At 55.2% G+C, this 12,927-nt stretch carries 12 protein-coding genes and 1 tRNA gene; 3 read left to right on the top strand and 10 right to left on the bottom strand.

All coding sequences use genetic code 11. The features are described 5' to 3' along the window. Positions 1–271: 271 nt before the first annotated feature. From KCG46_RS05255 to KCG46_RS05240, 4 genes are all read right to left on the bottom strand, one after another. The gene (locus tag KCG46_RS05255) at positions 272–739 is read right to left on the bottom strand and encodes an AAA family ATPase (RefSeq protein WP_218404241.1); all 468 of its coding nucleotides are present in this window, start codon (positions 737–739) and stop codon (positions 272–274) included. A gap of 131 nt (positions 740–870) precedes the next feature. Next, positions 871–2,580, bottom strand: a complete 1,710-nt coding sequence (locus KCG46_RS05250) for a hypothetical protein (protein ID WP_218404240.1) — start codon at positions 2,578–2,580, stop codon at positions 871–873. Continuing rightward, positions 2,577–4,307 carry a hypothetical protein gene (locus tag KCG46_RS05245; protein WP_218404239.1) on the bottom strand — a complete coding sequence of 577 codons (1,731 nt, stop codon included), beginning with the start codon at positions 4,305–4,307 and terminating at the stop codon, positions 2,577–2,579. The genes KCG46_RS05250 and KCG46_RS05245 overlap by 4 nt, the downstream gene beginning before the upstream one ends. 257 nt (positions 4,308–4,564) lie before the next feature. Next, positions 4,565–4,759, bottom strand: a complete 195-nt coding sequence (locus KCG46_RS05240; RefSeq protein ID WP_218404238.1) for a hypothetical protein — start codon at positions 4,757–4,759, stop codon at positions 4,565–4,567. Positions 4,760–4,859: 100 nt separating this feature from the next. Between KCG46_RS05240 and KCG46_RS05235 the strand changes: the two genes are divergently transcribed. Together KCG46_RS05235 and KCG46_RS05230 are read left to right on the top strand one after the other, a co-directional pair. After that, complete coding sequence (locus KCG46_RS05235) at positions 4,860–5,312, top strand: DUF2924 domain-containing protein (protein ID WP_218404237.1); 453 nt, start codon at positions 4,860–4,862, stop codon at positions 5,310–5,312. Further along, a complete protein-coding gene (locus tag KCG46_RS05230; protein ID WP_218404236.1) occupies positions 5,305–6,972 on the top strand; it encodes a recombinase family protein in 1,668 nt (555 codons plus the stop codon). The genes KCG46_RS05235 and KCG46_RS05230 overlap by 8 nt, the downstream gene beginning before the upstream one ends. Positions 6,973–7,157: 185 nt before the next feature. Here KCG46_RS05230 and KCG46_RS05225 read toward each other — a convergent pair. Beyond that, positions 7,158–7,233 (bottom strand) — tRNA-Lys (locus KCG46_RS05225). Positions 7,234–7,345: 112 nt separating this feature from the next. Beyond that, positions 7,346–8,911: a tetratricopeptide repeat protein gene (locus KCG46_RS05220; RefSeq protein ID WP_218404235.1), complete on the bottom strand. Its 1,566-nt coding sequence runs from the start codon at positions 8,909–8,911 to the stop codon at positions 7,346–7,348. Between the two features lie 230 nt (positions 8,912–9,141). On the opposite strand from KCG46_RS05220, the gene KCG46_RS05215 reads away from it, so the two are divergent. Further along, positions 9,142–9,663 (top strand): PEP-CTERM sorting domain-containing protein, encoded by a 522-nt coding sequence (locus KCG46_RS05215; protein WP_218404234.1) that lies wholly within the window; start codon positions 9,142–9,144, stop codon positions 9,661–9,663. 71 nt (positions 9,664–9,734) lie between these two features. On the opposite strand, the gene folK is transcribed toward KCG46_RS05215, so the two are convergent. From folK to KCG46_RS05195, 4 genes are read right to left on the bottom strand one after another with little or no spacing between them, the layout of a single operon-like run. Then, positions 9,735–10,199, bottom strand: coding sequence for a 2-amino-4-hydroxy-6-hydroxymethyldihydropteridine diphosphokinase (gene folK / locus KCG46_RS05210; protein WP_218404233.1), 465 nt, complete (start codon positions 10,197–10,199; stop codon positions 9,735–9,737). Then, positions 10,196–11,071 (bottom strand): N-carbamoylputrescine amidase, encoded by an 876-nt coding sequence (aguB, locus tag KCG46_RS05205; protein ID WP_218404232.1) that lies wholly within the window; start codon positions 11,069–11,071, stop codon positions 10,196–10,198. The genes folK and aguB overlap by 4 nt, the downstream gene beginning before the upstream one ends. Positions 11,072–11,087: 16 nt before the next feature. Then, positions 11,088–11,939: a class I SAM-dependent methyltransferase gene (locus KCG46_RS05200; RefSeq protein WP_218404231.1), complete on the bottom strand. Its 852-nt coding sequence runs from the start codon at positions 11,937–11,939 to the stop codon at positions 11,088–11,090. A gap of 20 nt (positions 11,940–11,959) precedes the next feature. After that, the gene (locus KCG46_RS05195) at positions 11,960–12,817 is read right to left on the bottom strand and encodes a class I SAM-dependent methyltransferase (protein ID WP_218404230.1); all 858 of its coding nucleotides are present in this window, start codon (positions 12,815–12,817) and stop codon (positions 11,960–11,962) included. Positions 12,818–12,927 lie beyond the last annotated feature (110 nt).

The following is a 12,927-nucleotide window of genomic DNA, read 5'->3' as shown; positions in this document are numbered from 1 at the left end:
TAGCATTTTGTTGCGCAACATGGATTACTCTGCTCGTCTCTTCCCTTTCCGTATCTACCCTCAATCTAAAAGCTATGTAGGAACGAGATTCGCGCAAAAGTCCGCGTCTTTCTTGGCTCAGGCACTGTGCTCTTTCCTGCGTCAACAGGGCGAGCGGTAGCTATCTCCGCTTCGTCCCCTCAATCCGTCGTAAGATGATGGCTTGAAGTGGGCCGAAAGCTGAACGTCGGCTTTGAGCAACCTTCGCGCCAATACAGACTTCAAATCTAAGCTAGCCGGCTCGATAGTACTCAATGTCAGCGAGGAGATGCGGTTGCCATTTCCGATGATAGGCGCGCATTTCGCGACGCACAGCCTCTCCGCTTGCTCCTGGCACCTCGAAATATTGGCCCGTTAACTCATCTTCGTCCGCCCACCCCCATGATGACATGCGCTTTACATAGACATGCGCATCTAAATGAGCACCAACAATCTCAAGCACTTCGAGTAAGCATATTCCGGCAATCATCAGGGGCCGTTGCCGCTCTGTAAGCGCTCTCGAAATCTTGGAAGTTTGCAACGCTGAAACATACTTGTTCTGATTAAGTGTCAAAGCGCAGTCGAGATCATAGAAGGACCCGCCCATCTCCTTCGCCAAGTTCTTTGCAAGCGTAGTTTTCCCAACGCCAGTCCAGCCGTCGATTCCGACAATGTCAATATCGCCGAGACTCGCACGTAGTACGTTCGCGAGATCTCTCACTTGTGTGAAAGCGATGGGCATACCTAGAAACTGGCGAACGGTGAGAGTTCGCCACAGTGCCGACCACGAAGAGCAAGCCTGCGCAATGTTGGCATGAGAATGCGAATATCTTTCAAGCTACGCACGGGCTGCTAATTCGCTTCTTCCGGCTGAGTAATAGCCAATGTCCAAAAATGTGGCGGCAATGGGAGACGGTACTGTCGGCAAGCCATCATAATGATTGGCCATAGGTCAGCCTTTGATGCTGAGAGTTCGTAAAATGCCTGACTAGCTTCGATTTCCTTCTCGATCAGCTCGATCACGTTCGCCGACCCATTTTCGAGATCGAAACCATCAAGGCCAACGCCATGCCTCGCTGAATTACTGTAGAGGTGCTCTTCGGTCACGACGTCAGGAAGCCACAGCTGAAAAGTACAATGCTCCATGTTTTTAGCACTGAAATCAGCGAGGTCGCTGAGGGCTTGCTCGTGGCGTACAATCGCCAACCAGATTGCAAGGGTAGGATAGAGGATCGAACCGGCAGTTACTTCTTTTCGGTATTCGTCAGATGGCTGGGGGTGCTCCGCCAAGTCGGTGTATTCCTGCAAAGTGCATGGATAATACCCACCACGCCTGTATGCCATGATCGTTGCGTAAGTGATCTGCTCGCCCCACTTATGAATGAAGTCGTGGCGACCCTGTTGAGCAAGAAACAGGCATACCAGCATGATCTCGATGGCGTGGTCATCTTTGATCGGGGTGAAGTAGACTGGGTTGTTCTCAACCATGTTGATGAGCGTTCGCTCAACTCGCTCTATCTCCGTATTGAACTGCTGAAGCACATCATCAGCGGTATCGTCTGGAAGTCGATTTCGCGTCAGCAATATCCAGAACCCGTGTAGCGCCACCCTTCCTATCGCATCGAAAAGCTTCAGATTAACGTCCAGCGGCGAAGAGGATGGCACTGAGGATGCAAGAGCATCTCTGGCCTCAGCTAGAGGATAAACGTGCTCTTCGAGGTAAGCCCCGCCTATACTCCGCTGGAGCTGAATGATCTTATTGACCGCGCTCTCTAATTCCTTTGCGACCTTCGACCGCTTCTCAAACTGATCACGGGTCAAATGCCATGTCCAAAGCACCGCTAGCTCACTGCAAAGGTAGGCTGCTTCAAGGTTTTTCACATCGCGGCACCAAACAAAAATAGTCCACGCAGCGAGGTAAATCTGGCGAACCGCCGTTAGGCGGGCGGCCTTTGTCTTAAAATCCTGAGAAGCGAGCTCGGCAATGACGCCATAGAAATGTGTGAGGCAAACTTGGGGTTCATCAACAAATGCGACTGCCTTGCGAAAATTTGACTGAACTTCGTTCGGGAATATCTTCTCACGCAAGAGTCCCGTTGCGATCAGGTCTGCAAGGTGATCTCCGTTCCACTCCTCGAATTCGATCTGCTGAGCAACGGTATGCTTATCGACAAAGCTATCGACCGTAGGACGAATATCCTCATGAATATCGCCGCCAAAACACATGGCGATAACGACCGGGAGGTCCTGGTAGCGTTTCGGAATGTGTTTTGGGATGTAGTAATCGAGTATTTCGTTGAGTGATGGGCGCAGTGCCTGCTGCCCGACATCCCAATCTGTGCGTTTCAGATCGCCCGATTTGATTGAAAGCAGGAAAAGCGCCTTGCCACCAGTCTTTGGCCAGGTGCCGATAGCGGCAACATCGACGCCATATTGCTTCGTTCCTCTCTTGGGACGAGAGATCACGTTGAATCCGACTTCGCTTAGGATGTCAGGCAGAATGACATCCAACTCATCGCGTTCCTTGAGCGACGTTAGGTATTGTTTGAGGAGTGCCTTCATTTGGGCCGCTCCTCCATTCGAAAGCGCAACCGCAAATAGGCAAGCCTTTCCGGACAGTGAACTTCCATTCGGGGAATGGGAGTCGAAGTCTCGTGCGATTGGTAGAGCATTTCATGCCTGATTGGTTCATCCACCCCTGGCCCATAGACGTATGATACCGCTCCGCGCCCATAGAGCATCGTTTTGGTGTGAATGAACGACAGGAAGACCGACGATTTATGCGCATGCTTCGCTATCTCATGCTGCTCTTTGCGCTTGCGATCCCACTGAGCTTGACGTTCAGGTGGTGACGGCTTGAAGGCGTCATTTCTCGGACTATCAGAAAGGCACTTCAGGTATGCATCTCTCGCCTTCTTGAGCCGCTTCACTGACGGCTTCAATTCCGGTGAAGTGTCTAGCCCGCTCTCAAACAAGGCGATGTCGCCTGGGTAATTCCCAAGCCAGAATGAGGCAATCTCGTCTTCCATTGCCTTGAGCGCGTCTCCTGAAAGGAGTTTGAGGCACGCCGCGAGCAGCGAGACCGCTGGACCGCGATCTAGCATCAAATACGCAAATACCTTCCGAGCGAGATAGAAGAGCTCATCCTCCGAAAGGTCATGCGGCGCTAAGTCGAAGGGATAGAGCTTAACATCAAGGGGAGGGAAAACTCTTGACGCCGCTTCGCCCAAATTCTGTCGTCCATCAAGCAGAAGCTCGACGATATACCAGCCAAGAACACTCGGAGAATCCGCTGCCAACTTGTGCTTCGTTGAATCAAGTGCATCAATTGCGATAGCCTGCGGGTCGCCGGTCAGCATCCCCTTGATGACGCGCAACACCAAGTCACGCTCAGCATCAAGATCAAGCCCGTAGAGTACCAAGTCGATCAGATCGATGGTTTGCGCCTGATCCGCCTGAACATTGGGCATGAGGGCGAAGATGTTCTCTTTGAGAGAGGTGGGATGCTTGATCTTTTCAAGTATCAGCCCATGGACAAGCTCGTTGAGAACCGCAGGCGGCGGGTTGTTGCACGCTGTTTGTAGGGCCTCAAACAATTGCGGGGGCTTATCTTTTGGGTGTTCGATGCCCTGCAAACGCCGATGAATAGCGCTGATGGCATTCACGCGATCAATTTTCAAAGATGCGGGTCCAGAGCGCTTCGCAAGAAAGCTATTGGCCGATTGCAGGTGCTCTCCGCCGAGCTCCATATAGCCAAGCGCCATTACTGCGTGGCGGCGCATGACAGGACGCTGGTCATCGCAGATAGCGAGAGATCGACTCACCGCTTCATCAGGATCCACCTTAGCGAGTGCCAACAAAGTGCCTAGCAGGAGTGGGCTATCGCGCGAGTCGGACTCCAAAGCGGCGAGGACTTCTGAGCTTTTGGAGGTGTGAAGCTCTAGCCATTTCTCGAACATCGAGATGGCAGTGTGCTCTGATCCCGGCTGTTCGCACAAATCTATCAGCGCATGACTGATGTCTATTGCCACGTATGGCTCACAATCAATCTTCGGCAATACCTCTGCTAGGACTCGCTGAATCCGAGGTGACGTTGCCTGTGTCAGCCCAGAGAGAGTGCTCTCACTTAACTCGGAGGTGAGGTCCAACTCACCATCCAGGACAAGGCTCACTAGCGCGGAAGCAACATATTCAACCTCACCATAAGGCACTTCTGCCAAATGAGACAGCAGTTCACCCGTGGCCAAGGCCGCGCGAGCATTAGAAACATAGTCTTTGTCTTCGCTCACCTATTCGCTCACAAGATCCGGCCTAATTACTGACCGTAGATAGATCGCCTGGAATTCCAGACAAGCCTAACGCTCACAGTTGACTGAACTGGATGCATTTTTGTGTAAGCGTTATGAATTGAAGGGACCGCCATTAGGCCACCTGCCAAATCGGCTGTCTCGAAAGTAAGGCGATGCAGATCAGACTAAGAAAACTAATGTCCGCAACTGGGGGACCGCAGGATGCATTCCAATGACCGGAGTGGGGCGCATAGCAGTCATTCCGCGACGGACTGAGCTGCTGCCGCTAGGTTCGTGATCTTCGTTGAAGCAACGGCGAGCGCATCAATCGCGGCCTTTTGTTGATCGGTAGGTAGCGATCCCGCAGTAAGCGCGATTGTCGCGTGATCCTCCATGAGCATGCCGATCTTAGTGGACAGAAGGTTGATCAGTTCGCGGTCGATTTCGTCCATGAGCACCGTAGTGCTCGAACGTGATAGCAAGTCCACAGCAAAGACTGAAACCTGCCAGAAACCACTCGACTAGTGCGGGTATTCGAGCATCCATGGTCTCATGGATATCGAAGAGAAGATCGCCGCGCTTAAAGAGATGTCGCCTGCTGAGCTGCGGTTGGCGTGGCGCAACGCATACGGGACGCCAGCACCGCCAGCGTTAGGATTGGCTCTGACGCTTCGCGCATTGGCCGCTCACTACCAAGAGCCAGAAGCTGGCAAACTGAACAGAGCAGAGCTTCGACAGCTCGGCGCACTGGGTAGCAAGGACCTAAGCCGCAAAGAAGGTCGCGTCTCTACCGAAGCGAAGCCGGGCACATGGCTCTCAAGAACATGGCACGGCGAAGTCCATGAAGTCGTCGTGTTGGAAAGCGGTTGCGAATACCGAGGTCATACCTTCGGCTCGCTCAGTGCGGTCGCAAGCCATATCACCGGAGCCAAATGGTCTGGGCCAAGATTTTTTGGGCTGAACAGCTCACGGCTGGGCGAGCTAAAGGTCGCAGCCAATGGCTAAGACCGACAAAAAGCTGCGCTGCGCGATCTACACGCGCAAGTCGACCGATGAGGGTTTGGACAAGGACTTCAACAGCCTCGATGCACAGCGCGAAGCATGTGCAGCCTATGTACAAAGCCAGCAGCACGAAGGCTGGACATTGCTGCCGGAGCTCTATGACGATGGTGGTCATTCGGGCGGGACTTTGGAACGCCCAGCTTTGCAGCATCTGCTCACTGACGTGGAGGCAGGTAAGGTCGATGTGGTAGTCGTCTACAAGATTGACCGCCTTACTCGCAGCCTCGCGGACTTTGCGAAGATTGTGGATGTGCTGGACGAGGCTGAAGCGTCCTTCGTGAGCGTCACTCAAGCATTCTCGACCACCAGCTCGATGGGGCGACTTACGCTCAACGTCCTTCTCTCCTTTGCCCAGTTCGAGCGGGAAGTTGGTGCGGAGCGCATCCGAGACAAGATCGCGGCTTCAAAAGCCAAGGGCATGTGGATGGGAGGCGGAGTGCCAATGGGCTATGATGCAGTGGATCGGAAGCTTGTTGTCATTCACAAAGAGGCCGGAACAGTCCGCAAGATCATGCAGCGCTATCTCGAAGCGGATTCTATCAAAGCGCTCGTCCAGGAGCTTGCTCGCGATGGGATCGTGAGCAAGAGGCGCACATCGAAACGGGGCAATGTCAGTGGAGGTGTTCCTATCAAGCGTGGCGCTCTCAAATATCTGCTATCCAATCCGATCTATGTCGGCGAAGTGCGCCACAAAGAAAAGACCTACCCAGGACTGCACGAAGCCATCGTTGATCGCGAAACCTTCGATGCAGTTCAAACCAAGCTGAAAGAAAGAACGTCGCCTGGATCGGCCGCCGGGAACCAGCGCCGCGTCGCATTGCTTGCTGGAATGATCCGCGATGATCGCGCTCGTCCCATGTCTCCCACCCACACCAAGAACCACGGTCGGCGCTACACTTACTATGCCTCAAACATGAATGACGACGACGAAGCACCAGCGCTGAGACTACCGGCCAGTGAGATTGAGCAATCGATCCGGCGTGCAATAGCGAAATGGTTGCGGGCCAACGCCAACATTCAGAGACTAGCTGCGTCGAGATCGGCCGATGAGAAAAAGAGGGTCTTTGAGACAACGGAGCGGCTAGCTGCCGACGTTGAACATCTACCCGCTAGCAAGGCCAGCGAAGTCCTGAACCGACTAGCTCTTCGCGTTGTAGTCAACGAGAACGAGATCAATGGATCTTTTGAGCCAGCTACCGCACTTGAGCTCAATGATTCGGAAGTGACTGCATCATTCGAAGCGAAATTCAGGATCAGGCTCGATCGACAAAATTACGGTCACGAGGCGCGCATGCGATTGCAGCCATCAGAACCAAATCGCGCGGTAAGAAATAACCGCCTGGTCGAACTTCTTGGACGCGCCTTTGCTGCAAGGGATGAACTTCAGGAAATGGACGAAGAGGCGGTCCAGTCGAGCAAGACCACTAAGCTACGACATCTCCAGCGCCTCGCTCGACTGAGCTATCTCGATCCCACGATCATTCGAAGCATTCTTAAGGGCACACAGCCCAAAAACCTAAGCGCCCGTAGCCTCTGGCGTATGGGTGACATGCCAATCCATTTCGCCGATCAACGCGCGGCGCTCGGCTTCTCAAACTCCTGAATTCCGAGCGGTAGGTCACCAAATCGACCGCGGAGAACTTCGCGCAATTACAGCGAGAATTGGTAGGTCGGTGCGTCTCCGATTACTCAACCACCGATTTCGACCAGCGCAAAGCCCCGGAATTGCTGGCACAAATTCACCCCTCTAAACGGACACCACGCATCCGATGGTTTGTTTGGAATAGGTGGTGAGCCCTGCTGGGTTCGAACCAGCGACCTACTGATTAAAAGTCAGTTGCTCTACCAACTGAGCTAAGGGCCCCCACGGGGTCTTCGACGAGGTTGGTACGTGCCGAAAGAGCGCCCACCTAGTCAGCGCATGGCTATGGGTCAAGCGTTACGCGTCAATATGGCTTATGAAATTTTCAAACCGGTCAATTGTCAGCATGCGCGGCAGTCCAATGGGCCGCTATTTCGCCATTATTCGGCGCGCCTTGGCGGGCTTTGGTCAACAGCGCGCGCGCTTCCGCTTTTGCACCGCCTTTCTGCCACAACGCCCATCCCAGCGTATCGAGAACCTGCGGGCTTTGCGGAGCCTGAGCCAGAGCGCGCCGCGCAAGTGAAACAGCTGCATCGTGCTCGCCCAATTTCGTTTTCACAGCCGCCGCGTTGTTGAGCAAAGCAGGGTCGTTTTTACCTGACCCGTCAATCAGCGGCGCATATATCGAATCGGCTTTTGCCCAATCGCCGGTACGGATTGCCCTACCAGCATCAAGCATGGCCTCGGACAAATCCGGCGCCGCATCACGTTTCGCGATCAAAGTGCGGATCTTTGCCGCGTCACTCTGGCCGGTTTCCTCTGCAAGCCTCAACGCAAGCAGCAGGGTGCCGCCATCAGCCTGAGGATGATCGACCACGCGAGAGATCGTGTTCCAAGCGTTGGCGAATTCGCCCTCCTCAGCAAAACTTTGCGCCAGAACGCGCTGAGCCATCAAGTCACTTGGGTGATCTTCCGCATATCCATCAAGCGCAAGAATCGCTGACCCATGCTGACCTCGTGCGGCATCGATAAAGCCGCGAAGGCGGGTGAAGGCCGGTTCGGCGGCAATTGCCGCAGGAACAGTCTCGATCAGTTCAAATGCCCCTTGCATATCACCGTCATTGAAAGACATTTGCGCGAGGAAAAGAACGCCGATGGGATGCGTCGTCCCGCTTCCGCCGGTCTTCTGGATCCAGTCGGCCGCTTTTTGTTTGTCACCTTTGTCACGAGCGATGGCAGCCATACCCAGCATCGCTGTTTGATGCGCCGGGTGGACGCTCAGTACCGTTTCAAAACGCTTGGATGCCGTATCCAGCGCCCGATCGGCCAACGCGATCTGTCCGGCTAACATATGCGCCTGAGGCACAGCTGGCTCGATTAAAAGAACAGGCGCAAGCCGTTCAAGAGCAGCCTTTGATTGGGCTGCTGCCATAAGACGCTCGGCATCTATCGTAACTAAGCGCGGATCATCCGGAAATTTCTCCAAACCCTTATCAAGCTGTGATGAAGCCAAAGGCATATCGCCATCGGCCATCGCGATCCCGATTGCTGCGGTATACGCCATCGGCACATCGTATTCGAGCGTTTCGAGCGCTTCTCGTGCAGCCCCCATATAATTGCCGAGCAGATAGGCTTCTGCCAGCTTGGCCTGAGCCAGACTGCTGGAATTCGGTCCACCCACGATCGCTTCAAACTCTGTGACGGCGCGGTCAGGATTGCCGACAGCGAGAGCGAGGTCACCAGCCATCATACGCAGTTCGGCGTTGTCCGGATCAGCGCTCAGCGCCGCGTTCACATATTCCAGCGCAATCCTCGGCGTGCCATCAGCCAGAGCAGCTTGCGCAGCGGCCATCGGATCGGCGGGTGCGGTGTCACATGCAGCCAAAAACGGCATCGTAACAAGCGCGAGTGCGGCAGCGGGCATCATTGAGCGGGTGGAGGTCTTGCGAAGCTTGGTCATGGCCCCCGCATTTACTCCAAGATGCTTAACAGGCCGTTCGCGCCAATTAACCGTCAGGATTTCTTACAGTTAGCCCGAACCGCTCCTGCGCATTAACCTTTGCCTGGTCAGGTTTTCCGCCGTTTCTGAGGTTTTGGCACATGAATTGCTTAACCTTCTGGGACGGAGCTCGCCAACAGGCCGGGCCATGCAAACAGTAATTACAGACGTAAGACTAACGGGGAATAGCAATGAGCAAGTTTCACAAAACCGCGGCAATTGCACTGGCAGCCAGCACTATGGCTGTTGCGACGCCTGCTTCGGCAGCGATTTTCGAATACGAAATGACCAATGGTGACGTTCTTACCATCGACACCGAAACACAGGTCGGCACATGGAAAGGAAGCAAGATCGATGTTTCCTTCACCAGCCCGGAATTCGCTAACTTCCAAGGCGGCGCGAACCCTAACTTCAGCTACACGTTGACTGACATGTCCGGCACCCGCAACATTCGCGGCACCGATTACACGCCCACGCGTGAAAACGGCAGCCGCTTCCACCCGTGGATGATGAAAACGACCAGCAACGGTAAGATCAACCTTTGGTCTTGGTGGGGTGATCCTGTCATTGCAGGTGACTACGTTAAAAAAGTTGGCGACTACCGCGTTGTCGACGTTCCGGCTCCTGGCATCGTTGGCCTTCTGGCCCTGGCTCTCGCAGCGCTCGGCTTTGGCCGCCGCCGTCGCAAAATCAAAGGCGCCGCTGCTGCATAAGCAAGCCAAGCATTGAAATTTACAAACGCCCGGATGCCATGCGCATTCGGGCGTTCGTCGTTCTGGAGTGGTTAAACGCGCGCTGCGATCTGCCTGATGCTCAAGCCGCTCAACGGATCGCGCCAATCACCTGCGATTGCTCCTGCGGGGCTGAGAACGAAGTCACGCACCCGAAAATCAACATGCGGGATCAAGAGATCGTCGGCCTGCCATTCGCCCCCGCTCCACAGCACAATGTCGAGATCAAGCACGCGGTCGCCCCAACGGCGCCCTTTGCGTCTGCCGAACTGACGCTCCATCCGCTTAAGCCCTGCGAGCAACGCGGGCGGATCATACTCGCTATCCAGAACAATCGCGCCGTTGGCGAACTGCCGCTGGGCCGGACCCATAGGAGCGCTATCGATCACCGGTGCCCGCCGTGTCACAGTGCCGAGCGCAGACAATTCCTCCATCGCTGCGCGCAGCACATCACGCGGACGGCCGTATAGATGGTGCCTGCGATTCGAACCCAGCGCGATAAGATAGGAACTGCTCAAATGTCTTCTGCAATCCGGCCATAAAGCTGCGGGCGGCGATCTCGGAAAAAGCCCATGCCTGCGCGGTGTTTTGCTGCTTGCGCCAAATCGAGCGTAGCAATCAAAACGCCCTCTTCCGCAGCGCCAAATTCTTCCACCAGATCGCCCCATTCGTCCGCAATGAAGGAATGCCCGTAGAAACTTTGTGCGCCTGATGGCCCCTCTGCGCCGATCCGGTTGCTTGCCAGAACAGGCATACAATTTGAAACCGCATGACCGATCATCGCGCGGCGCCACATCCGGCTGGTGTCGAGATCAGCATCGTACGGCTCTGACCCGATTGCAGTGGGATAGAGCAGCAGTTCAGCTCCCTTAAGAGCCATCACGCGCGCACATTCGGGATACCATTGATCCCAGCAAATGCCGACGCCGATGCGGACAGGTTTGCCGTCATCACGGGCAATATCCCATACCTTGAAACCGTCATTGCCGGGACGGAAATAGAACTTTTCCTCGTAGCCCGGACCGTCGGGAATATGGCTTTTGCGGTAAGTGCCCGTGATACCGCCATCTGGTCCGATCATAGCGAGCGAATTGTAATAGTGGTGTCCATCACGCTCAAAGAAGCTGGTCGGGATCGAAACGTTCAGTTTTGCAGCGAGTGCCTGCATTGCGATAACGCTGGGATGCTCGGCAGTAGGGCGAGCGAGCGCAAACAGAGCCTCGTCTTCCTCACGGCAGAAATAAGGGCCAGAAAAAAGCTCCGGCGGCAGGATCAGCTTCGCACCGCCAGCAGCGGCCTGCTCAACAAGCGCACTGACCGCTGCGATGTTGGCAGCTTCATCGTCTTTGCCCAGCGCAAGCTGGAGGGCGGCAACAGTGAGTTTCGTCATGCGCCGCCCCTTAAGCTTATTCCGGCTTTTGGAAAAGAAGCGTCATGCGGTCGCTTTCGCCTATTGCCGCGTATGTTTCGCGATCCTCGTCACCCTTCGCGTAGCTTGGCGGGAGGGTCCATACACCGTTCTCGTAGCCCGCGGTGTCATTCGCATTGGCGTTGATCTCGGACGTATCGACCAATTCGAAGCCTTTGCCTTCGAAATAGGCGACGAGCTCTGCCTGCTTCAGATAACCCATGTTTCCGTCAACATACTCATCAGAAGCATCGGCTTTTGCACGGTGCTGAACCACGCCGAGCATGCCGCCCGGCTTCAGCGCCGCGTGAAGCGCTTCGACCTCGCTATCGGCGACGCCCCAACGGATCAAATTGTGCATCATACGGATCATCAAAACCCGGTCGACAGTGCCGTTCAGTTCTTCGGGAATGGCATTGCCGAAATGGAACGGCAGAGCCTCTGCGGGGAGACCGGTCGACTCCGACTGATCTGCCGAAAAGGTTGCGGAGAAGCCGCGCACCCGTTCGACAAACTCGTCACCCAAAGAACTGGCCGCTTCTGGAGGGAAACTGACAGCAACATAGCTGCCTTCTTCGCTCACGTAGGGCGCGAGGACACGTGTGTACCAGCCGCCGCCCGGAGCATATTCGATGACCGTGTGGCTTGGCTCAACCTGAAAGAATGCGAGCGTTTCAGCCGGATTACGGAATTCATCCCGTGCACGATCTTCATCGCGCCGAGCATCAGCCAGAACCTCGGTCAGTTTCGTGTTCTCTACACTTGCTTCGGCTGGTCCCGTTTCATCGGCCTCCGGCGCGCAAGCGCTAACGGTAAGCACCGCAGCAGCGGCCATCAGAATATGCTTCATTTGCTCTCTCCCTTGAGCGGTTAGTCTGCCTTTCGGAACAAGAGCGTCATACGGTCGCTTTCGCCGATGGCCTGATATTGACTGCGCTTCGGATCATCCTGACCGGTCGCAAGAACCGGAGGAAGCGTCCAAACACCGCGTTCCCAATTGGCAGGGTCTTTTGAGTTGGCGTTGACCTCGCTCTCGGCGGCAAGTTCAAAACCGTTTGCTTCGAAAATGGCAATCACGTCCTGCTTGCGCATATAGCCGCGCTGACGTGCGCCATAATCGTTGTAGCTCGCACCATTCGGTGCGCGGTGCTGCACCACACCAACCATGCCATCATCTTTCAGCATCATGCGCGTAGCCTTCAGCACATCGTCGGCGCGGTTGCCGATGTTGAGGCCGTGCATCGATCGGAAGATTACTACACGATCGACTGTGCCGGCTGCGTCTTCAGGCATCTCATCGGTTTCAAATGCAGTTACATCATCGGCGCTGATGTCCATGCCTTCGGCGAGGCCGTTCTTGAATGCTTCGGTCCAGCCCTTCGAACGCGCTTCCTGAGCGCGGTTGCGGTAGGTGCGGCCGTCGCTGTCCTGATTGAAAGCGATGTATTTGCCGGAAGGCATCAGATACGGCGCAAGCACGCGGGTGTACCAACCGCCGCCCGGGCCATATTCGGCCACGGTCATGTTTGGCTCGATTTGGAAGAACGCCAGCGTTTCGGCTGGGTTGCGGTATTGATCGCGGGCGCGATCACCATCGCGGCGTTCATGGGCAAGCACTTCTTCAAGCGCTGGCGCAGTGGCAGAGTGATCGTCTGCAGCCACAGGCGCGCCAACGGTCAAAACGGCACCGGCGATTGTGGTAAATGAAGCGAGATAAAGCGGTTTCATCGGATAGGGTCCTCTCAATGGAAACAATTTGCTCGCATCTCCTGACGCAAGGGCGCGATAATGACAAGTCAGACGGCCAAGCCACTGGCAAATCCCGTCGGCGATCTTAT

Source organism: Erythrobacter crassostreae (assembly GCF_019204045.1).
In the GTDB taxonomy this organism is placed as follows: domain Bacteria; phylum Pseudomonadota; class Alphaproteobacteria; order Sphingomonadales; family Sphingomonadaceae; genus Erythrobacter; species Erythrobacter crassostreae.
The sequence above is the reverse complement of the archived record's forward strand: the minus strand, read 5'-3'. Positions and strand labels throughout refer to the sequence as shown.

What these genes read in the sequence shown, in the direction of transcription:
- KCG46_RS05250 (WP_218404240.1), bottom strand. Translation starts at nt 2,580, where the DNA reads ATGAAGGCACTCCTCAAACAATACCTAACGTCGCTCAAGGAACGCGAT.
- KCG46_RS05240 (WP_218404238.1), bottom strand. Translation starts at nt 4,759, where the DNA reads ATGGACGAAATCGACCGCGAACTGATCAACCTTCTGTCCACTAAGATC.
- KCG46_RS05235 (WP_218404237.1), top strand. Translation starts at nt 4,860, where the DNA reads ATGGATATCGAAGAGAAGATCGCCGCGCTTAAAGAGATGTCGCCTGCT.
- KCG46_RS05230 (WP_218404236.1), top strand. Translation starts at nt 5,305, where the DNA reads ATGGCTAAGACCGACAAAAAGCTGCGCTGCGCGATCTACACGCGCAAG.
- KCG46_RS05220 (WP_218404235.1), bottom strand. Translation starts at nt 8,911, where the DNA reads ATGACCAAGCTTCGCAAGACCTCCACCCGCTCAATGATGCCCGCTGCC.
- KCG46_RS05215 (WP_218404234.1), top strand. Translation starts at nt 9,142, where the DNA reads ATGAGCAAGTTTCACAAAACCGCGGCAATTGCACTGGCAGCCAGCACT.
- aguB (WP_218404232.1), bottom strand. Translation starts at nt 11,071, where the DNA reads ATGACGAAACTCACTGTTGCCGCCCTCCAGCTTGCGCTGGGCAAAGAC.
- KCG46_RS05200 (WP_218404231.1), bottom strand. Translation starts at nt 11,939, where the DNA reads ATGAAGCATATTCTGATGGCCGCTGCTGCGGTGCTTACCGTTAGCGCT.
- KCG46_RS05195 (WP_218404230.1), bottom strand. Translation starts at nt 12,817, where the DNA reads ATGAAACCGCTTTATCTCGCTTCATTTACCACAATCGCCGGTGCCGTT.